At 36.9% G+C, this 22,391-nt stretch carries 16 protein-coding genes and 1 riboswitch; of the genes, 5 read left to right on the top strand and 11 right to left on the bottom strand.

Annotation, left to right across the window (positions count from 1 at the left end; translation table 11 throughout):
* Positions 1–2: 2 nt before the first annotated feature.
* The 7 genes from AC625_RS01930 to AC625_RS01900 form a co-directional block, all read right to left on the bottom strand.
* Complete coding sequence (locus AC625_RS01930; RefSeq protein ID WP_049679748.1) at positions 3–1,190, bottom strand: galactokinase; 1,188 nt, start codon at positions 1,188–1,190, stop codon at positions 3–5.
* Between the two features lie 77 nt (positions 1,191–1,267).
* Positions 1,268–2,767: a UDP-glucose--hexose-1-phosphate uridylyltransferase gene (galT, locus tag AC625_RS01925; protein ID WP_049679747.1), complete on the bottom strand. Its 1,500-nt coding sequence runs from the start codon at positions 2,765–2,767 to the stop codon at positions 1,268–1,270.
* 281 nt (positions 2,768–3,048) lie between these two features.
* Positions 3,049–6,165, bottom strand: coding sequence for a beta-galactosidase, LacZ type (gene lacZ, locus AC625_RS01920; protein WP_049679746.1), 3,117 nt, complete (start codon positions 6,163–6,165; stop codon positions 3,049–3,051).
* 26 nt (positions 6,166–6,191) lie between these two features.
* Positions 6,192–7,025, bottom strand: coding sequence for a carbohydrate ABC transporter permease (locus AC625_RS01915; protein WP_245644897.1), 834 nt, complete (start codon positions 7,023–7,025; stop codon positions 6,192–6,194).
* Positions 7,022–7,942, bottom strand: coding sequence for a carbohydrate ABC transporter permease (locus tag AC625_RS01910; RefSeq protein ID WP_245644895.1), 921 nt, complete (start codon positions 7,940–7,942; stop codon positions 7,022–7,024). The genes AC625_RS01915 and AC625_RS01910 overlap by 4 nt, the downstream gene beginning before the upstream one ends.
* 151 nt (positions 7,943–8,093) lie before the next feature.
* Positions 8,094–9,362, bottom strand: a complete 1,269-nt coding sequence (locus tag AC625_RS01905; protein ID WP_049679745.1) for an ABC transporter substrate-binding protein — start codon at positions 9,360–9,362, stop codon at positions 8,094–8,096.
* 181 nt (positions 9,363–9,543) lie between these two features.
* On the bottom strand, positions 9,544–10,545 hold the full coding sequence (locus AC625_RS01900; protein WP_053177981.1) for a LacI family DNA-binding transcriptional regulator: 1,002 nt from the start codon (positions 10,543–10,545) through the stop codon (positions 9,544–9,546).
* A 522-nt stretch (positions 10,546–11,067) separates the two neighbouring features.
* Here AC625_RS01900 and AC625_RS01895 point away from each other — a divergent pair.
* The 5 genes from AC625_RS01895 to AC625_RS01875 are packed head-to-tail and all read left to right on the top strand — an operon-like array spanning position 11,068 to position 15,788.
* Complete coding sequence (locus tag AC625_RS01895) at positions 11,068–12,171, top strand: amidohydrolase/deacetylase family metallohydrolase (protein WP_049679744.1); 1,104 nt, start codon at positions 11,068–11,070, stop codon at positions 12,169–12,171.
* A complete protein-coding gene (locus AC625_RS01890; RefSeq protein ID WP_049679743.1) occupies positions 12,149–13,258 on the top strand; it encodes a DgaE family pyridoxal phosphate-dependent ammonia lyase in 1,110 nt (369 codons plus the stop codon). The genes AC625_RS01895 and AC625_RS01890 overlap by 23 nt, the downstream gene beginning before the upstream one ends.
* Entirely contained in the window at positions 13,258–14,013 is a 756-nt protein-coding gene (gene dagF, locus AC625_RS01885; RefSeq protein WP_049679742.1) for a 2-dehydro-3-deoxy-phosphogluconate aldolase, read from the top strand. Before AC625_RS01890 ends, dagF begins: the two co-directional genes overlap by 1 nt.
* The gene (locus AC625_RS01880; RefSeq protein WP_049679741.1) at positions 14,006–15,019 is read left to right on the top strand and encodes a sugar kinase; all 1,014 of its coding nucleotides are present in this window, start codon (positions 14,006–14,008) and stop codon (positions 15,017–15,019) included. The genes dagF and AC625_RS01880 overlap by 8 nt, the downstream gene beginning before the upstream one ends.
* Before the next feature lie 46 nt (positions 15,020–15,065).
* Complete coding sequence (locus tag AC625_RS01875) at positions 15,066–15,788, top strand: GntR family transcriptional regulator (RefSeq protein WP_049679740.1); 723 nt, start codon at positions 15,066–15,068, stop codon at positions 15,786–15,788.
* A 559-nt stretch (positions 15,789–16,347) separates the two neighbouring features.
* On the opposite strand, the gene AC625_RS27460 is transcribed toward AC625_RS01875, so the two are convergent.
* The 4 genes from AC625_RS27460 to AC625_RS01855 form a co-directional block, all read right to left on the bottom strand.
* On the bottom strand, positions 16,348–16,848 hold the full coding sequence (locus tag AC625_RS27460; protein WP_245644893.1) for a riboflavin kinase: 501 nt from the start codon (positions 16,846–16,848) through the stop codon (positions 16,348–16,350).
* A 95-nt stretch (positions 16,849–16,943) separates the two neighbouring features.
* Positions 16,944–17,049, bottom strand: a riboswitch (SAM riboswitch).
* Positions 17,050–17,685: 636 nt separating this feature from the next.
* Positions 17,686–18,663, bottom strand: coding sequence for a ring-cleaving dioxygenase (locus AC625_RS01865; protein WP_049679739.1), 978 nt, complete (start codon positions 18,661–18,663; stop codon positions 17,686–17,688).
* A gap of 370 nt (positions 18,664–19,033) precedes the next feature.
* A complete protein-coding gene (locus tag AC625_RS01860) occupies positions 19,034–19,651 on the bottom strand; it encodes an acetate uptake transporter (RefSeq protein WP_049679738.1) in 618 nt (205 codons plus the stop codon).
* 480 nt (positions 19,652–20,131) lie between these two features.
* Positions 20,132–22,306 (bottom strand): extracellular solute-binding protein, encoded by a 2,175-nt coding sequence (locus AC625_RS01855; protein ID WP_049679737.1) that lies wholly within the window; start codon positions 22,304–22,306, stop codon positions 20,132–20,134.
* Positions 22,307–22,391 lie beyond the last annotated feature (85 nt).

Below are 22,391 nucleotides of genomic sequence, written 5' to 3'. Positions count from 1 at the left end.
CCCTATTCCTCCTCAACGATTTCTTTTGTACCGTCACCAATTTCACATATATAGAAAGTTGGCTTGATTCCTGTTCTAGCTGTATAATTACTTGCTACTATCTCTGTAAATGATGTGACAGCCTCATTCTTCACAAGACTAACATTACACCCTCCAAAACCAGCCCCCGTCATTCTTGTGCCAATACAGCCTTCGACTTTAGCCGCCTCTTCAAACAAAGTATCTAACTCGATTCCTGTCACTTCATATAAATCACGTAAGGATTCATGGGATTTCTTCATTAAATTCCCAAACAAATCTAGATCATTTTTCTCAAGAGCTTCCATCGCAGAAATAACCCGCTCATTTTCCATGACTACATGCTCTACTCTACGACGAATGACTTCATCTTTGACAAGATGCTGAATGCTTTGCCAATCATCAATGCTAATATCTCCTAATGACTGAACATGAAGTAATTCTTGTTGGATTATTTTCAACCCTTCCTCACACTCACTCCTGCGCTCATTATATTTTGAATCCGCTAGACCTCTTCGCTTGTTCGTATTAATGATGACAAGTTTGTAGCCGTCAATTCTCACAGGAACATACTCATATTCAAGCGTATCGCACTTCAACTTAATCGCATGCTTTCTTTTGCCCATCCCTACAGCAAACTGATCCATAATGCCGCAATTGACACCGACAAAGCGATTTTCTGCACGCTGTCCAAGCTTTACAAGCTCTACCATTGGAATCTCCATTCCCGCAAGTTCACTCAAGGAAAGCGCTGTCACAAGTTCGATAGAAGCAGAAGAAGATAACCCAGCTCCATTTGGAATATTCCCGTAAAACAGTACATTTGCCCCTGTATAGCAACTGACACTCGCTTGACCGGCGATTTCAAGCAGTTCCTTAAGAACCCCCTTTGGATAGTTCGCCCAGTCATCTTCTGTTTTATATGCGATTTCCGAGATATGGAAACTCACATCTAACTCAAAATTGGCAGAGCGAAAATGGTATATTCCATCATTGCGAGGACTTACCATAGCCCAAGTTCCAAATGTCAGCGCAGCCGGGAAAACATACCCTCCATTATAATCCGTATGCTCCCCAATTAAATTTACACGACCTGGAGCAAAGTACACGCGTAATTCCTCTTCTTTTCCATATTTTTGATAAAATAAATCTTTTAATTGATTTACATCCATTCATGCTCCTCCTTCCTATTTGCAAAAAGCAAAATATAGTAGACTTCATGTTTTATATGAAATACTCCATCTATTTTCTAAAGTGAATATAAGAATTTTATAAAAGCCTGTTTTCCTTCTGGCGTTGTTTTAAACACACCAGCATCGAGAAGAACGCGTTGAAACTTATTCCCCACTTCTTTCTGAAGGATTTCCATTACATTTTCTTTCGTTACAGTGTCTAACCTTTGACACATATCCTCGTACCAGTCCCAGTGTTTTACCAGCGCCGGATCCCACTTTTCCTTTTGTATCGGCTTCACAAGGTATTCGGCTATTTGTTCCAATTCCGTTGCCAGCCTCCCCGGTAGCACAGCAAGTCCCATCACTTCAATCAACCCAATATTTTCCCTTTTGATATGATGGAGGTCTCGATGTGGGTGGAAGATTCCATCCGGATACTCCTCTGTTGTGCGATTATTCCTTAGGACAATGTCCATTTCATATAAATCGCCCCGTCTACGGGCTATAGGTGTTACAGTGTTGTGTAAAGTGTTTCCTGTGTATGCAACAATATCAGCCTCAAGATCAGCATACTTTTTCCAACTCTCATAAATATGCTCACAAGCATTCGCCACATCTTCTTTAGCCCCTTGGATTCGGATAACTGACATAGGCCAATTCACGATACCAATCCTTGTGGATGGATATTTATCGAGATGGACTGTTTCTAACATTTCCGCCCTTTCAACCGCAAATGTGTATCGGCCTCCTTGAAAATGGTCATGCGATAAAATAGAACCGCCGACAATTGGGAGATCAGCATTTGAACCAATGAAGTAATGTGGGAACCGATCAACAAAGTCTAGAAGGCGATCAAATGTGGCTCTAGATATTTTCATAGGTGTATGTTCTTGCCTAAAAACAATACTATGTTCGTTGTAATAAACATATGGAGAATACTGAAATCTCCATTCTTCTTGATTTAAGACGATCGGGATTGTTCGATGAGTTGCTCTTGCAGGATGCCTAAGAGTACCTTTATACCCCTCATTTTCAATACACAAAAGACAAGTTGGATATGAAGAAGGAGGAGCTTCCTTCAATTTCGCAATTTCTTTCGGATCCTTTTCCGGCTTTGATAGATTGATCGTTATATCGATATCACCGTAAGGAGTAGCTGCTTTCCACTCTTTATTTCTAGCAATCCGGTCCGATCGAATATAGTTAGAAGCAGTCGACATTTTATAGAAATAGTTAGTCGCGTGTTCTGGATTGTCCTCATAATGATTTTTAAATAGTCGAATAACTTCAGAGGGACGTGGCATGAGACAATTCATGATTTCTGTGTCAAGGATATCCCGTTCAGTTACCGTATTTGATGCAAGACCGCCATGATCGTACACCCAATCAAGAATACTGCTCAGAATTTCTACCAAAGGTGGCAAGGAGTTTGTATGATTGCATTCTCGCCACTCATCAAGCCCTAAAAGAGAAAGAACACGATTTCTAACATAAATTGAATCGTCTAACCCAAACAGTGCATTCGCATAGCCGTATTCCAGTAAATTTTGGATATCTTGATAAATATCTTTCATGATTGACACCTCGATTTAAGTAGTTTGGGGTGGAAATATAACAGATCATCGACTTTACCAAGGTCAGATCTTAATAACCTTTAACTTAATTAAATTAATTAAGTATGTATACACCATATTATATCTTTTGATTAATTTTTACAATATTTAAACTAAAAGAATTAACTTCATAATCAATCAAAAAAATTCTTAACTGTTAGTTTCTTAGACGCAAAAGGCTGTGATTGCTTACAACCACAGCCTCCTTTAGTGCCTTCTTGTCTCTTTATAATAGTAATCTTTTATTGAAGTTTTTTACTTAATGCTATAGGTGAATGGGCATTTTGATTATATGGTTGAATCGTAAATGCAAATTGGAAATCTTCATTCCCTAATCGATATTGTTCTTGAACATCTTCTCCACAGCTTGCCGAACCTAATCCATATTGCTGTTTATCAATGTGCAAGGTGATATAAGGTTGCTTCACTAGATCATATGTGTGCTTTGCCATTTCTAGTTGTTCAACCGTATAATAGCTTGCTGAGAAATCGAAAGTATTACCTGAAACGAGCATACTTTGACCGTTCTCTTGTGAAAAACTAGCCCATTTCGTTTGATGCCGATTCCCGTTTTCTTGCGGGAAAATATACGGTGTATGCAACCCATCGATTGTTGATGACCAAACACCTATCCTTGCTGCTAGCCTACTATCCACATAAGCTTCATCCGGTCCTAAACCATACCATTGAACAGCATCGTATGTGTTCTGTACAATCATCTCTACACCAATTCGTGGAAGTGTATTAGGACCATTTCCAGAGGTTACCCCTTTAATATCGATTAAAATACTTCCATCTGCTCGAATTGTGTATTCATACGTCACATCAAATCCCCATGCAATGACTGCCGGTGCTAATTTCGCCTCGCAAGAAATAACAACAGATTGCAAATCTTCATGTATCGTAATTGCTGTCTGTTTCATTCGATGTTGAATAGTATGAACACCGTATTCTTTCCACTGCTTTGCAACTGATTTCGCATGAAATTCATCAGAGCCTAATAAATCATTATCAATAGGTGCTCGCCAAAAATTTAATCTTGGTCCTTTATGCAACAGTAACTGGCCATCATAGTAATAGTTTTCAATGCGGCCATTTTGCTTATTGAAAGTTAATTGAAAATTAGGGCCTGTTATGTTTGTTGTTGATGGTTCTTCAACTACATGTAATTGGCCAGCAGATTGTTGTTCATTAGCAACACAGTGAGAGATTGGAAGCTCATGTTGCGACCATGCGACAGTATGACCTGAAGCTGCCCATTGTGTAGTTTCTTTCATCGTCCAAATGAGATTTAACCAGTAATCTGTATTTCCTCGCACGATACTAGGTATTTGAATCGGCAATTCTACCACTCTTGTAGAATTTGCAAGGATCTCTGGTACTTCAAGAATTCCACTTTCTACAATCGTACCATCCGCTTCGATCATCCACTGACATTGTAATTTCGATAAATCAGAAAAATCATATCGATTTTGCACTTGAACAGTCTTTGCTTCAAAATTGAAGTTTGTTACCACAACTGGTTCAATTACTTTTTTATACTCTGCCAATGCTGGTGAAGGTTGCCGATCAGGTCGCACTAATCCGTCGATAACAAAATTACCATCATGCGGCGTCTCTCCAAAGTCTCCACCATAAGCGAAATATTCTTCACCATCTGGCGTATATTGTCTTAATCCATGATCGACCCATTCCCAAACAAAACCACCTTGTAATCGATCATATGCATAAAACGTTTCCCAATATTCTTTGAGGCCACCCGGACCATTCCCCATTGCATGTGCATACTCGCATAAAATATGAGGTTTCTTCAAATCGGTCAATCCACCAATAACCTTCATTTGCTCAATTGACGTATACATGGAGGTGTGAACGTCTGATGCAATTGGATCCTTCGTTGGTACAAAGTCATCCTCAAATAATATTTCTCTCGTCTCCCCCTCATAATGGACCAATCTAGAAGAATCTCTTCTTTTTGCCCACTCATACATGGCAATATGATTTCGTCCAAAACCAGACTCATTACCTAATGACCACATAATAATAGACGGATGGTTTTTATCCCGTTCAACCATTCTTTCCATTCTATCTACATAAGCATCTTTCCAGCTAGGATCATCACTTAATAAATGAGGTTTGCCTATTCGGGTTAACCCGTGACATTCAAGATCCGTTTCATCAATCACATAAAATCCAAAAGTATCGCATAGCTCATAAAAACGTGGATCATTTGGATAATGAGCTGTCCGAACGGCATTAATATTATGCTGCTTCATTAATGTTAAATCTTCAATCATCGAACTTATTGGTACCACTCGACCAAAGTCAGGATGAGCATCATGTCTATTCACACCTTTAAACATGACTGCTACACCATTCACTAATAATTGGCCGCCCTTTATTTCAACATTTCTAAATCCGCACTTTTGTGGAATTACTTCAACTACTTCACCTGTTGGGTTCAATAATGTGATCACTACACCATATAAGAATGGCGTTTCTGCATTCCATTGCTTCACACGCTCAATATGAATCGTTCCTGTCACTACTTGACTGTCTATGCTTTGGTGCTGTTCGGCTATGACAGTACCGTTCTCTTGTATTTCCACTGCAACTTGGTGTCCTTTATACTCTCCTAACAAAGCGAGTTCAAAATCAAATCGTCCATCTTGGAAATCATTTTCTAAAGAGCTATTTACAAACACATCTTGTATATGAGTAGTTGGTTTTGACACAATGTATACATCTCTAAATATACCACTTAACCACCACATATCTTGATCCTCAATATACGATGATTCCGCCCATTGATAGACCCTAACCGAGATTCTATTCTCCCCTTCTTTTACTACATGAGTAATGTCAAACTCAGAAGGAAGACGGCTTCCTTGGCTATAACCAACCTGATGTCCATTAATCCATACATGGAAAGAGCTATCGACACCTTCAAACATCAAATGTAACTTTTCCGATAATGCCTCTTTCGTTAAATAAAACGTCCTTTCGTATGCCCCAGTTGGATTTTCAGATGGAATATAGGGAGGCTCTACTGGAAAAGGATACTGTACATTTGTATAATGTGGTTTCCCATAACCGTTCAATTGCCAATGTGATGGAACAGTGATCGATCCCCAATGATCTGTGCTGTACTCCTCTTTGTAAAACTCACTCGGTGATTCAATCGGTGAGTTTGCATAATGAAACTTCCAATTGCCATTTAATAATAAAAATCCATGTGAATCTCCTCTCTCATACGAGAGGGCTGTCGATTTGTTTTTGTAGCTAAAAAAGGATGCTCTTGGTTTTAGCCGGTTCCTTTGTAATACTTCAAGGTTTTCCCAATCATTTCGTAAAGTCATTGTGATTATCCCCCTTCTACATTTCATTATCCTTTAACGGATCCGCCATAAATTCCTGCAATAAAGTACTTTTGAAGTAATAAAAATAAGATGATTACCGGCACGATACTGATCACAGTACCCGCTAATACTTGACCATAATGCACGACTTGACCTGGAGCGACTAACATCGATAAAAGTACCGGTAATGTCGTGCTTTCTCTTTCCTGTAAAATAATGAGCGGCCATAAGTAATTCCCCCACTGTTGAATGAAGCTTAAGATCCCTAAGGCAGCTAAAGGTGGTAAAGTTGTCGGCAGAATAATTTTGTGAAAGATGGAAATTTCACCTGAACCGTCAATTCTTGCTGCTTCAATCATTTCAGTCGGAATACTCATCATATTTTGCCGCATAAAGAAAACACCAAATGCGTTTGCGAGCGCTGGCAAAATAACGGCTTGTGGCTGATTCTGCCAACCTAAACCAATCACCATTTTGAACAAAGGAATTAAAGTGACTTGAGCAGGTAGCATCATCGTAAGTAACACGACGACAAACATGACATTTTTTCCTTTAAACTCAAATTTAGCGAAAGCATATCCTGCAATCGCACATAGATATAATGTCGCAATTGTAAAAACAATAGTGATTAACAAACTGTTCCCTAGCCCTTTCCAAACAGGAGCAGATGCTGCTAGCCCGGTCAAATTGTTCATAAACTCCCCGCTCGGTAATAGCTTTGGTGGAAATTGAAAAATATCACTATCTGTTAACGTAGAACCGACGAACATCCAATAAAATGGATACACAGATGCTATACAGACAACAATTAAAAAGAGATACGCTGCCATTTTTGTAAAGAGGGATGTTTTTTTCATCATATTTCCCCTCCTTTTGAAAGTTTGATTTGGAAGAAGCTAATAATCCCAACGATAATGGTAATGATATAAGCTGCAGCCGATGCATATCCGAATTGAAAGCTTTGGAATCCAAATTGATAAAGGTACATAACAGGTGTATTCGTTGCATTGTTAGGTCCTCCATTCGTTAATAAAGAGGGCTCTGTAAATAGTTGAATCGTTCCAATTGTAGACAGTATTCCACAAAATAGTAGGATTGGTTTCAACATTGGAATCGTAATCTTGAAAAACTGCGTAAACTTGCTTGCTCCATCAACCTCTGCAGACTCATACAGCGAGTCATCTACAGCCGATAATCCTGCTAACAAAATAATCGTATTGTATCCTGTCCATCTCCACGTAACAGCAATAATAATTAACACCTTTGACCAGAATGGATCGCTAAACCATTGAATAGGATCGATGTGAAGAACACCTAATAAGTAATTCATTATCCCGTATTGTTCATGGAAAATAATAGAAAACACAATGGAGTAGGTAACTAAATCTATTAAAACAGGTAAAAAAATCATTAAGCGAAAGAGCGCTTTTGCTTTAAGAAATTTTGAGTTTAAGATAACTGCTAACAATGTTCCTAAAATAAGCATGAGAGGCACTTGGACAAGTAATATAATAAAAACATTGGATAATGATTTCCAAAACAATCCATCTGTTAGTATATTCTTAAAGTTTTCTAAACCAATCCACTCGGAACTAGTTCCTTGGGTCGATGTAAATGATAAATACAATGATTCAATAATTGGATACACCATGAAAATGAGAAACACGATGAAAAATGGAGATAAGAATAGGTATGGAGCTAGTGTCTTTTGATTCCATCCTTTCTTACGTCTAGTAGTTGCTAGCTCTTTCTTACTTACAGTAGTGGTTGCTTCCACTTCAGCACCTCCTGTAGATAAATGAGGATGTCCCAAAAGGTCCTGACCTCAAATTCTAAGCACATTTTATAGTGTCTTTTACGTCTATAAACGATATTTAGTAGATGTGGGGTCTGACCCTTTGGTTACGGGACAGCCCCATTCATCTTTATTATTTATTTACTTCAAGCTTGGTAGTTTTCGATATAGCTTTTGCGGCTGTTTCCATCGATTCATCCACATTCTTGCCCTCTAGCACTGCACCGATCAAGTCGTTAATAGGTTTCGTAGCATCTAGCATAATTGGGCCATGATCCATTGTATGAATATTTTCAGTTAGTCCTGCAAAGAATGGATAGACTTCCATTCCAAAATAGTTATTATTTTCCTTGAATGTCTCGTTTTCATAGAATGGAACATAGGACGGAAATAATCCGTAATCGATCATTACTTGTTGACCTTCGTCTGTTGTCAAAACATATTCAATAAATTTAAATGCTGCTTCAGTATGTTTAGATTGTTTGGAAACAGCCAACACGGACCCACCCAAGTTAGCTTGTGTATTCCCGCCTTCTTCAAAAGCTGGCAAAGGAGCTATTCCCCATTTACCGGCTTGTTTATCAACAGAATGCTGTAATGTACCTGCATACCATACTGGTAAAATATTTGTTGCAATCGTTTCATTATTGTTCGCTGTAATACGGCCATTCCCATCTTTAACATTTATCGCTACTCCTTCATCTTTCATTTTCTTTTGAAGAAGAAGAGCTTTTTTCGATTCTGGTGAATTCACATTAATTTTTCCGTCTTTTACATATGAACCGCCTAATTGGTTTAAGAAAATTTCGTAAAGATTAAAATCATTGGTGTATCCTGTCATCGTTGTCTCTGGGATTGCTTCTTTTAATTTCTTCCCAGCTTCTATATAATCGTCCCAAGTTTTAATGGAGGCGATGTCAATCCCGGCTTTCTCAAATAAATCGATTCTATAATATAAAGCTGTAGGGCCAATATCCCAAGGCATTGCGTATACTTTGCCATCTTGCGTAACTGCCCCCCAAGAGGACTCGATAAATTGATCGTGATAGGCTTTTGTTTTATCCGTCAAATCAACGAATTGATCAGGAAATTTTGTCAAAAATGCCTGAAAATCTCTTGCTTGTGTCTGAATAATATCAGGTGCTCCTGATCCTGCCGCTAGAGCCGGTGTTACTTTTGAGTACCCGGTATCAGAATGTAGAATTTCTACTTTAATGTCTGGATATTTTTTATTAAATCCTTCAATCTGCTCGGTAAGCGCATCTGCTGCAGAGTTCCACGCCGCTACTTTAATCGTTGCTCCACTTTCGGTAGCACCACTTTTTTCATCTTTTCCACTGCATGCTACTAATAATACGGATGTTACTAGTAATAAAGATAATAACAAAGAAAACTTTTTCACTTTTTACACTCTCCTCTAATTTTGTGGCCACGTGACCATATTTGAGCGAAAAATGTGGCTACGTGACCACATTAATCATAAAAGAAATCCATTTGAACATTTCCGACCCCAATCTGCTCAATTAGATATCCTTCGTAGTAATATTCAAAATATAAACTCAAATGAAACCGTTGTCAACCACTTAAATTTTTTTTACAGACTCTCTTTCTATTAACGTGACCTCAGCTTCTATAAATGTTTCTACCTTCTTTTCGTTATGAAGTTGATCTAATAACTGTTGAACGAGCCTTCTGCCAATTTCTCTTTTTGGAATATTCATCGTTGTTAATGTTGGTGTGACGATTTTAGCTAATTCAATATTATCAACACCAATAACGGATATGTCCTCAGGAACTTTCTTTCCACTTTCAATGATGGCCCGTATGGCGCCCGCTGCTAACAAATCATTAGACGCTGCTACAGCTGTAAATGATTGTCCATTATCCAATAGCGACTTGATCCCAGAATATCCTGTCGTCAATTTGTCTTCATACATTTCGATAAATTTTTTATAATATTCTTTGATTGGTAAATGATGTGCTCTCATTGCACTTTCATATCCTTCAAATCTAGCATTTCCATAATCTTCATCAAAATAATGTCCTAAAAAAATAATGTCTTTATGTCCGTTCTGGATTAAATGCTCTACAGATTGCCTCATCACCTTTTTCAAATCTACAAATACATGTGGTATGTCTGTGTCTAGAAAACGGTCCAAATAAAGCGAAAGTGGCATGTTTAGTGCATCTTTATCAAAATCCATAATTGAGCTTAATTCATACGAGGCAAGTAAAATCATGCCATCATAAGGCCCTTCTAAGACTTGCTTCAAATAATCCTTTCTTTCCTTCGTAATATTATATAATGATAAAGAATATCCTCTCTCTAATGCCATTTCTTCAATCCCAACAAACATTTCCGTAAAAAAGGAGTTCGTTATAGATGGTGTTATACAAGCAATTTGTTTATAGGACTTCATCCGTAAATTTTGTGCTGCCCGATTTGGGATATAATTCAGTTCAGTAATTGCTGCTTCCACTCTTTCCCTAGCTTCTGCCGCAACATATCCATTATTATTAATGACGCGCGACACAGTTGACGGTGAAACGCCCGCTTTTTGTGCAACTTCTCTCCTTGTAACCATTTGTTCTCCTTTCTCACACACTTTATTGTATATATGCTTAACCTTTATAAGTTCACTTTGATTAAACCATAAAAAGGTGGCTGCTTCCTCCTTTTTGATCATTTTTATAAAAAAATTAGTGTAATGTGTTCTTAAATAGATGTTTCAAAATATGCATCAACATTTTCCACTACTATATTTTGTATGAAGGACATGGGGACAGGGCTTCGCGACTTACTACTATAGCCAATCCACTTAGCAGGTATACTTATATGATCGAGTAAGTATCCGAAATTCCGGCTCCGCACCGCCACCATTGTGATTATGTGGGTACAGCGTGCTTCATGATAGATCCTTCATAGTACATGGTGGCGTTTTAACGACATTCAGGTTTTGTGTAGATTAAACATTATAACGTTATATTGACCATATTAAAAACGTATGATAATCTTTATTCGACTTGAGGCAATTTTTAAATAATTTATAAGCATATACATTTAGCATTTTACAAACTACATGGCTCTTCGAAAAAGGATGATTGAAATGACTGATACGACTGTGCTAAGAAATGTAAAAATGGTAGAAGGAAATGCTGTAGATATCCTATTAGAAAATAGAAAAATTAAGAAAATTGTTCCTCGTGGAACAGGAATCGGTGAAAGAATAATTGATTATCAGCACAAGGTATTTATATCAAGTGGCTGGATTGATATGCATGTACATGCCTTTCCGGAATTTGACCCATATGGGGATGATATCGATGAAGTTGGCTACAAAACAGGTGTAACCACGATTATTGATGCTGGTAGTACTGGTGCTGATCGTTTGCCTGACTTAGTAGACAGTTGTAAAAGTGCAAAAACAAATGTATTCGCTTTCCTAAATATCTCACAAATTGGTTTACAGCGCATTGATGAGTTAGCAAATCTTCATTGGCTAAACGAAGAAAAACTAAAAAAGACAGTCGGCGATTATAAGGATTTTATCATCGGACTAAAAGCAAGAATTAGCAATAGTGTGGTTGGCGAAAATGGGATAGAGCCTTTAAAGATCGCTCGGAAATTCTCCGCAGATACAGGGTTACCACTTATGATTCATATCGGATCAGGACCACCGAATATTAATGAATTTCTTGACTTACTTGAGAAAAAAGACATGATTACTCATTACTTAAATGGGAAGGCAAATAATTTATTTGATAAAGCAGGACAGCCATTCCCTAAGTTTCTTCAGGCAATCGAACGAGGCGTTCACTTAGATGTCGGTCACGGGACAGCGAGCTTCTCTTTCAAAACGGCCGAAATAGCGAAAAAGTGTAATATCCACTTTGATACGATTAGTACGGATATATACCGAAACAATCGTCTGAATGGTCCAGTTTATAGTATGGAAAATGTCTTAACTAAATTTTTGTATCTAGGCTATTCGCTGAAAGAAGTAATCGATGCCGTTACTGTTCATGCAGCGGTGTGGTTAAATAAACCGGATTTAGGGAGGATTTCAGAAGGCGATGTAGCAAACCTCACATTATTCTCAGTTGAGGACGAATCGATTTCTTTACTAGATTCTGAGGGTGAAGTGAGAAAAGCAAAACAAAAAATCATTGTACAAGGAGTCGTCATAAATGGAGAATTCGTTGAATGCTAAATACGGTTTAAAAAGAGTGATCAATGCAAGCGGAAGAATGAGTATATTAGGTGTTTCTGCACCTACAGATACTGTGATGAGCGCCATGAAGACAGGCGGGCAAAATTACGTTGAAATTGCGGATCTTGTCGACAAAGCAGGTCAACATATCGCTCGGTTACTTCAGTCTGAAGCAGCGGTTGTTGTAAACTCTGCATCAAGTGGTATTGCTCTTTCCATAGCAGCGATTGTAACAGAAGGAACGCGACGAAAAAGCGAAAAGCTCCATCAAGAATCGATACAAAAAAACGAAGTCATTATGTTTAAAGGCCATAACGTGCAGTACGGTGCACCAGTAGAAACGATGGTCTACCTTGGCGGTGGAAAATTAGTTGAAGTCGGTTATGCAAATGAAGGAAAGAAAGAACATATTGCCGATGCCATTAACGAAAATACTGCAGCTATTTTATATGTAAAATCCCATCATACTGTACAAAAAAATATGATTTCAGTGGAAGAAGCTTGGGAAGTTGCCAAAGCGAATCATATTCCATTTATTGTCGATGCTGCTGCAGAAGAAGATGTGAAAAAATATGTACAAGTTTCTGATTTGGCTATATACAGTGGCTCAAAAGCAATAGAAGGACCAAGTTCTGGAATCGTTGCTGGTAAACAGAAATATATCGAATGGCTTAAAGTGCAATTACATGGCATTGGCAGAAGCATGAAAGTTGGCAAAGAAACGACATTCGGATTATTGCAGGCAATGGATGAGTACTTTGACAAAACTGATGATAGTGAAAAAGAAAAAGCAAGTCTACAAGTTCTTACATCACTAGAATCGATCAATGGTGTAAAGGTATCAATTGTACAAGACGAGGCAGGCCGTGCCATCTACAGAGCTCGAATCCTAATTGATCCAGACCTTGCGCATATAACAGCGAAAGAAGTAAATGATCAGCTAAGAAATGGAAAATTAATCGCGATTTATACCCGTGATTACGGAGTTCGCCAAGGATTTTTTGATATCGATCCACGCCCACTACAAGGTGATGATATATACGTGATTGAAGCCCAATTACGAGCTATTTTAGGAGGAAATGAATAATGACCAATATTAACAAACGCTTTTATCAAAATCGAGTAGCTTTAAATGTGCTAGCAAATAGTATTGAAAATGCTACAGAAATTTTCGAAGCGGCTGAGGGTCACGTATTAATTGGTGTTCTCTCTAAAGATTACCCTAATGTGGAAACAGCTGTGATAGACATGAAAGCATATGGAAATGCGATTGATGAGGCGGTTTCAATTGGTTTAGGCGCCGGGGATAATAGACAGGCAGCGATAGTTTCTGAGATTGCCAAACATTACCCAGGCAGTCATATTAATCAAGTATTTCCTGCAGTAGCTGCTACACGGGCTAATTTAGGAGAAAAAGAGAGTTGGATAAATTCCCTTGTATCTCCAACGGGTCAAGTAGGCTACGTGAATATATCGACCGGCCCTAACAGTGCTGTGGCCGATGATTTAGCAATTGTTCCTGTCAAAGCTGCCATTGCTTTAGTTCGTGATATGGGTGGAAATGCGTTGAAATACTTCCCGATGAAAGGGTTAATTCATGAAGAAGAGTTCCGTGCAGTAGCGAAAGCTTGTGGTGAGGAGGGATTTGCTTTGGAACCAACTGGAGGCATCGATTTACATAATTTTGATAAAATACTAGAAATCGCCTTAGAAGAAAACGTACCGAAAATTATTCCACATGTGTACTCTTCTATCATTAATAAAGAGACCGGAAGGACAAATGAGGATGATGTGCGAACATTATTGGCCATCATAAAAAAATCGGTTCAAAAACATGCCTAAGAAGATTGTCGCATTTGGGGAAGTGATGATGCGATTGCAAGTGCCTGGATACAAATTACTGACACAAGCTAACACATTACAATACTCATTCTCAGGCACCGGAGTTAACGTTGCTGCAGCAATGATAAAGCTAGGTTATGATGGATACCTTGTTACTAAATTACCAACGAACCCTTTAGGTGATGCAGCGATTTCTTACTTGCAACGTTTAGGAATTGAACGAAATTTAATTAATAGAGGCGGAAAAAGCGTTGGTATGTATTTTTTAGAAAATGGCTTTGGGCATCGTGCCAGCCGTGTCACCTACACGAATCGTTTGGAAACCAGTTTTAATACCGCTTCATTATCGGACTATGATCTGGAATCCATCGCTGAATTAGCAGATATCGTCCACTTTTGCGGCATTGCACTCTCAATGGGGAGCAATGTCCGTGAGAGTATGAAAGTCCTTGCTAAAAAAGTAAAAGAAAAAGGCGGAATCGTTTGTTTTGATTGTAATTACCGCCCTTCCTTATGGGACGGTGGATACAGCAAAGCCAAACCTCATTATGAAGACATGCTTACCTTATCTGATATTGTCATGATGAATGAAAAGGATGCTATGCATATTTTAGAAATGAAGACACCGAAAACCTCAAGAGAAGAACAGCTTATCGACTTAATTCCTAAAGTCGCAACAAACTTTGATATTCAAACAATAGCAGGAACACATCGAACGATTAACAGAGATAATACCCATTCTTTACTAGGTTATATGTACAAAGATCAAATGTTCCATTTCTCTGAACATCTATCCTTTTCTGTATACGATAGAATTGGTGCTGGTGATGCCTATACAAGCGGTATTTTGCATGGCGAGTTGTCTAGGTTTTCGCCTAAGAAAACCGTACAGTTTGCAGCCGCAGCAGGAATGTTGGCCTGCACAATTGTTGGGGATTCGCCTATGTCAACAGAAACAGAGATCTTGTCGGCCATTATGGGAACAATTGAAGATATCAAAAGATAAAGTAAAACTTCCATACCGGGAAAATGACAGGAGACATGGAACGAGAGTGAATAGAAAAAAAGGACCGTTATATATACAAATCAAGGAAATACTGAAAGATCGTATTTTACACGGTGTATACGCAGTTAATACTTACATTCCCTCTGAGCCTCTATTAGAAGAAGAATTTAATGTGAGTAAAATTACTGTACGTAATGCAATTAAAGAGCTTGTTCAAGAAGGTTTTATTGAAAAGAAAAGCGGGAAAGGAACGAAGGTCATCACAAATGCTTCGAATGTGAAACTAGCAAAAGGTAAGCACTTTACAGAGTTATTAGTAGAGGAAGGTCACCAAATTATAAAAAAGGTGTTAAGCATAAAAAGGAGTCAATTATCAATTGAATCTTCACTCTATCCTTTATTTAGTGAAAACTGCCTTCAAATTGAGCGAATCTACCTTTTGGATGGTGAACCGTATATTCACTTTTCCCACTATATTTTATTGGACATAAGCGATGAAGAATTAAACGATGTTCAGATTAACTCTTTATATCATTTTATGGAAAAAAACAATATTAAACTTGAAACATTTAGGGATGAGTTCGCTGTTGCCATCGCACCTAGTCACATTTGTGAATCATTGAAGTTGGAAAAAGACACTACAGTCTTAAAAAGAATTCGACTTTCTCATGATGAAGAAGGGAATATTAAAGAATACAGTGAAGGGTACTATAATACAACAAAACACAACTATATTGTGAGCTATAATGAGCGTAATTCATCGGTTTAACCTAGAGTTTATAGACGCCCATTATAGCTTCCCCCCTGCTATCGCTCGATAAGAATGAAATATTATCTCTGTTCAACATTGTGAGATTATTAAACCAAGCGTTAAAAAGACACTAGCGTATTTTCATGGGTTTTCATATATTAATAAGTGCATATGAGATTACAAATGTATTCCCGCTTTCAAAATTAACGATGATTACAGGTTAGGGTCTGCCTTTCATTAGTTTAGCTTTAATCTATGATGCTTTCCTCCGAACACCTGCATCTTTGCACCTTCTAGACGCTTTAAACCCAAATTCTAAAGACCCCCTCTAGACTCCATTTTATAAACGTCTAGAAATGCATGCAGTTTTTTTACAAGTCCACCATTTCCAAATCGAATTACTTTCTCTTGCTTTTGCTCCGATTCTACTTCTTTGGCAAACTCCAAAAAGGATAAAAGGTAAATTCTCCGTGAGAGAATATTGACAATGCCATACTCGTAAAACCAGTTATCAATCGTATTATAAATTCCTTTGTTTAACCCGTATTGGAAATGGCACCAATTAAAAAATTGTAAATCAGGCAGATTCAGATACTTGCTTTTTCCTAAGGGTTTTCCTTTCTCCGTCCTTAAAAAGATTCTCAAATTGTTTAAATTTTCCGATTGCACGATATATGTCCTCCGTAATTTGTTTTTTTAATAAGTCAATTGAAGCAAACCTTTGTTCCTCTCTGATTTTAAAAAGAAGTTGACACTCTATGAACTCCCCATATAAATCGTCGGCAAAATCGATAAGATGAACCTCAAATGATTTTTTTAAGGTTGAACCAAATGTAGGTTTAACACCAACATTCATAATGCCCCGATATGGCTTTCCTTTCACAACTACATGTACGCCATATACCCCATTCTCTAACAAGGCAGCTTCAGCATCTATATTTGCTGTAGGAAAACCTAATTGCCGTCCCATTTTCCTACCATGTACTACTTTCCCACAAAGAAAGTCAATCGTATCTTTCTTCCCTTCACCAAATACAATCGTGTCAAATTCGAATGGTGCCTCCTGATTGTTTATCATCTACCCATCCCCTTTTTCAATGGTAAATACAAAAAACTCTTTTTATCAAAACGATAAGAAGAGTCGAATGTGCGTAAATATGCTATCATTTCCTCTTCTTATCTCTCGAACCATTTGTTCGCTGGAATTGGCACAGTACTCTTAAAAGGGCCTTTTGCCGAGATTTCATTGGACCAGTTCCTCCATCTCTCTTGATAAGAATTTAAATATATGAAATTTCAAATCCAATAGTATTACTCAGGTTTATTTGTGAGTTAAATATATATAATATTCGGAATATTGTCAATAACTTTCAATCTTTTTTGTAATTATTTTCTAGGACGTGAGAACAGATCCTATCCTCTGAAGTTCAGATCCTTGGGTGCACCCATCACTAACCGAGTATTTTTTCCACTACTTATATATACTTACTTCACTGACATTGGGATTAGAAATGAAGGAAGAACTAAAAGCCCACTTTAAAAGAACGAACTCTTTAAAGATGTTTGTTTGGAGGAAAATGTAACATGAACCCACTCCTAAGACAAAGAAGCTTGCCCATAAAGTCTAATAAGGGCAAGCACTATTAAAATGAAGGAATCTCTATTTTTTAGGAAAGCTTCCTTATAGTAGTCTTTCATTATTTCATGGATTGTTGATTTTCCCTTTTAACTGCATCAATGTTTGTGCCTGCCACCGTAAATGTATCATGCTGATTGTTGTTTTCCATGATAAAGAAACCTCCATTCCGTTTCCCTTAATTTCTCCTCAAAAGTTCCTTTTTAGTCAAAGGGGCAAAGAGAAAAAGCTATCATATATGATTTCATAAGAAATCTCGTACATGATGGCCTCATTTTGTTATTCTTTACTGAATTCTTTTGTACTTCTAACTGTATCAATTGGGCGAACTAATTTTTCAATTTGTTCACGTTTCGGTTCTAAGAATGGAGGTAAAGATAATTTTTCTCCAAGCGTTTCATACGGTTCATCTCCCATAAACCCTGGACCATCTGTTGCAAACTCAAATAAAATTTGTGGTGCAACTCTTACATACAATGATCCAAAGAAGAAACGATCAATAAACCCTGATGTTTGGAATCCGAAGTTTCTTATCCGTTTATCCCATTCTTCTAATACAGAACGATCTTCAACTCGGAATGCCGCATGGTGAACTGTACCAAAACCTTGTTGTGCCTGAGGTAGTATGGCATTATATTCGACAACTACTTGTGCACCATTGCCTCCTTCGCCTACTTCAAATAAATGGAATGAACCTTCATGATCAATTTCTTTAAATAAGAGAACCTTTTCCAGCATTTCTTTAAAGTAATCAAACTGAGCAATCCGAACAAAGATGGGCCCTAAACCAGTAATCGCATACTCTAGAGGGACCGGTCCGTTTTGCCATGGTGTACCTGAAGCAACCCCTTCATTATTTTCATCTGAAATCAATTGATATTGTTGGTCATCGAAGTCAACAAATGAAAGTGTCTTTTTACCAAACTGTTCTTTAATTCCTGTGTGTTTTACTTCAATTCGATCAAAACGTTTTACCCAATAATCGATTGCTGCATCACTTGGTACACGGAAAGATGTTTTTGAAATCTCATTTGTACCATGCACGCCTTTTTGAATGCCCGGGAAGTCGAAGAAAGTCATATCTGTACCTGCACTACCTGCGTCATCTGCAAAAAATAGGTGATACGTCTGGATATCATCCTGGTTAACGGTTTTCTTTACTAAACGCATACCTAAAACATACGTGAAAAATTCATAGTTTTTTTCTGCACTACTTGTAATGGCTGTTACGTGGTGAATTCCTTTTAATTCGTTCATATTACATTCCTCCAATTGATTCTCAATTTGTATTCTTTTTAAAACAGAGCTCTTCTTCCCTTTAAGCTGATTTGCTACTTAATTTATACTTTTATAAAATATTTTTCCTATATATTGATTGGCTAGTCGTTTTTCCACAACATTTTATCTCCAATTAAAATATCTTTAATTAAAAGTAAATATATCATGGATTAAATTAGCTGTCAATTGTAAGAACTATATTCACAAAAGTGCGGGATAAAAGCGATTTGGGGAGGAGATTTTACTGCCTATTAACTGGAGGAAAATAAAAAAGGTGAGACACTACTTAATAGTAGATACTCACCTTTCTTCATTGATGGTAGACCTTTTTCGTCCACTCTAGACAATATTATTTTTTAAAAATCCCGAACGGTTTTCCTATCGGTAGCACAACTTGTCCGAAGTGTGTGTTTAACACGTTCGCTGCTGAACCATAGAAAGATAACAAAGCGATGCACATTTCTGCTACTGCAGCAATCATATGAGTTACATCGTACATAATATTAAATGAACTTAAAGATAATCCAATAAATAGGATATCAATAAAGACGAAAATAAAGAACAAAACTTTATGTGTTTCCATGGCCCCAATCGTCATAAAGAGACTGAAAATCAAATAGCCAATAAATGCAAAACCAAGTTGTTTTGGATCGCCATTTGCAGCAAGTTTTTCACCGAAAAAGCCTAACTGAATCATCCATGTTGTTCCAACACCAAACCAAAATAGTCCGAATGCTCCAAATGCAGTTGTTCCAAATATATTGTTATGCTTTGCATCTAGAATTGAGGCATAAACTTGAGCTAGACCGCCTAGGAAAAATACCCACGGCAAGAGATAAGAAAGTCCCTCTGTTAAGCCTAGTTTTTGTGATGATGCTACAAATGTTACCATCGCAAGACCGAATAAGCCTAACGCGGATGGATCTGCTGTTGTTATTTTTACTTGTGTGTGATTCTGAGTACCCATTATTTCCTCCTTAAAAAACATACTTATGTAATGTATCGGAAAAGACAAAGAGTGTCAATACTGGTTTTTCCGATGAAACAGATAAACCGTATGATTCCAGAATCCCACTTAAAGAGATGTTTTCGTTTATTTTCTCTCGTTTTCTCACGATTTCATTTTCAAACTAAATCGAAAATCAGAGGAACGTTGCCTATTTGTTAAAATATAGCTTAAATAAGTTGCGGGATAACAGAGGTAAAATGATAGTTCCATCCTATGGCCGCAGTTGGTTTCCCGTATTACCTTCATAACGAGGAACTTTTCCTAACAGCATGCTCGATAAAAAATCCCTATCCATCAATTAAAATGTACCCTATGGTCAGAAATAAGACACGATGACCTCGGAGTGATCAGGCGCTGGAGTTAAACATTGAAACTACGTCCAAAAGGATGACTTATGTGATTCATCCTCTTCATTGTTGCTAATACGTACAAGCTATTTTAATGTTGAGTTACTAAATTTTCCTGTTCCTTCTCAAGTTCTTCATTTATTTTCACTGCGTATTGATCATAGTCAGGTTGCTCTTCTTCCAGTAATTGCAGCATGTATTTACCAATCACTTCTTCAGCTTGTTTTAAATCGATACTTTGTCCATTTTCAAACGCACTTTCTCGTTTTCCATTCATAATTGTCTTTTTAGCTTTGTTTAACCAAGGATACATTGTTTGTACGACGGAACTATTCGATAGGAAATACGTTGCTGTATTTCCTCCAAGTAATGTAATTTGCTCTGAAATTTCATTACTATTTAACCAATTCAAAAATTCAATACTTTCATTTATTTTGTTCGTATTTTTTGTAATTCCTAAAATACCTCCACCTAATAAAGGAGTATCTCCTGGTACATTTGCAATACCAATTGAATCTTTAATATTACTTTGGGACACAACGGATAAGTGGTTCATAAATCCCATGACCATTGCCGATTTTCCGTCTACAAAGGATTTTACTTCTTCTCCCCACCAATTTGTATCCACAACATTTGAATTTCGGTAACTTTCATGTAGCAGTTTCATTGCATCTTTCGCAATATTCTCATCTAGTTTTATTTCTGAATTATTTAAAAGTGCTCCTTTAAGCGAATAATACCTAAGTAAATACTCAGTAGCTATCGTCCCCGCATTCCCAGTAATCATCGATGCCCCGTTTAATTCTTTTACTAAATCAAAATCACTTTCATTTATGAATTTCAGAATTTCATTATACGTATTAAAATTCGTTGGTATTTTTAATTCTGATTTCGTTTTCTCAAAATATTTTCGTTTCATAATTTCATTTTCAAAAATATCTTTTCGGTAAAATAGCATTTGAATACTAATATCAAATGGTAGAGCATAGGTCACGTCATTAATATTCGCATAGTAGTCTTTTAAAAAATACGGGATATTTTCTAACACACGATCCATGTTATGATTTAGTCCTTGTAAATTCTTATAGATTTTCTGACCGTACCAAGATAGCCCCACAACGTCTAAACGAATAATGTCATAGTTTTTCCATGCTTCATCGTCTTTAATAATTTCAAAAATTTCACTCGTCTTTTTTATTACTAAATTGACATGTATATTTGTGTTTTTTTCAAAGTGTGGGACTATTTTCTTTAAAGCTTCAGTCGTTGGTGATTCAATTGTTAAAATGTTCATTTGTGAATCAAATTTACTATAATTCAAATGCTTATTTAAAAAACCAATATTATGATAAATTTTTGCATGGCTCTTATTTTTCAAATGAATATTAAGTATAATTTTCTTAACCACACTTTCACCTAAATAGCCATAATCCTGAAAATAATAGAGTGTTTCATTGCTATACGTATTTTTGAAGGGTGCCATTGCAATCATTTTAGGTAAAGGTTTCGATGACCCATAATGATAAGCCTTAAGTAGCTTTACTGCTTTTGATACATTTGTCGTAATGATGAAATCGAATGACGTATTTTGAATCATATTGAATGCATTTTCATATTCGTGGGCCATATTTGACTGCGAAATCACGATATTTTTATTGTTTACTTGATTTAAAAATGATGAAATAAAGTCACTTTCATTCGAATATTTAGCTTCATCCGTAAAAACACCAATTGTCTTCTTATTAAAATGATTCAAATAATTTGCCATGTCCACGCCAACTTGTTTGAAATCAAAAGAGATATACTCTAAGGCATTCTCGACATGACGATTAATAAAAATAATATCGCTTTTATTTATTGTAAGTTGATTATAGTATTCATTAGCATCCTCTAAAGATGAAACTGTAATAATTCCTGAAGGTCTCTCTTTGATGATTTCTTTAATAATTTCTAATTCTTTTATTGGGTTATCATAGGTACAATACAAATTCACATGATACCCTCTTGCAGTCGCCTCTTTTAATGAACTCTCGTAAAATGTGGCATATTCATCTAAAGCAAGAGTTGGTAAAATCATAATAATTGTTTGGCTATCACCTGAACGTAGTAACTTCGCATTTTTGTTGAGATTATAACCTAATTCTTCTGCTGCTCTCAGAACACGCTCCATTTTTTTAGAACTAACATTCCCTTTGCCATTCAACACATTGGAAACAGTCCCGTGTGAGACACCAGCTGCTTTCGCAATATCTAAAATTGTTACCATCCTGTTTTTTTCACTCCTAAAAGAACAATAAAGTTCTTCCAATTTTAACAAATATCCTTATTTCATTAGTCATTTTCAATAAAAC

The organism is Peribacillus loiseleuriae (assembly GCF_001183985.1).
GTDB classification, from domain to species: Bacteria; Bacillota; Bacilli; order Bacillales; family DSM-1321; genus Peribacillus; species Peribacillus loiseleuriae.
Note: the sequence above shows the minus strand (reverse complement) of the source record. Positions and strands in the feature narration are given on the sequence as shown.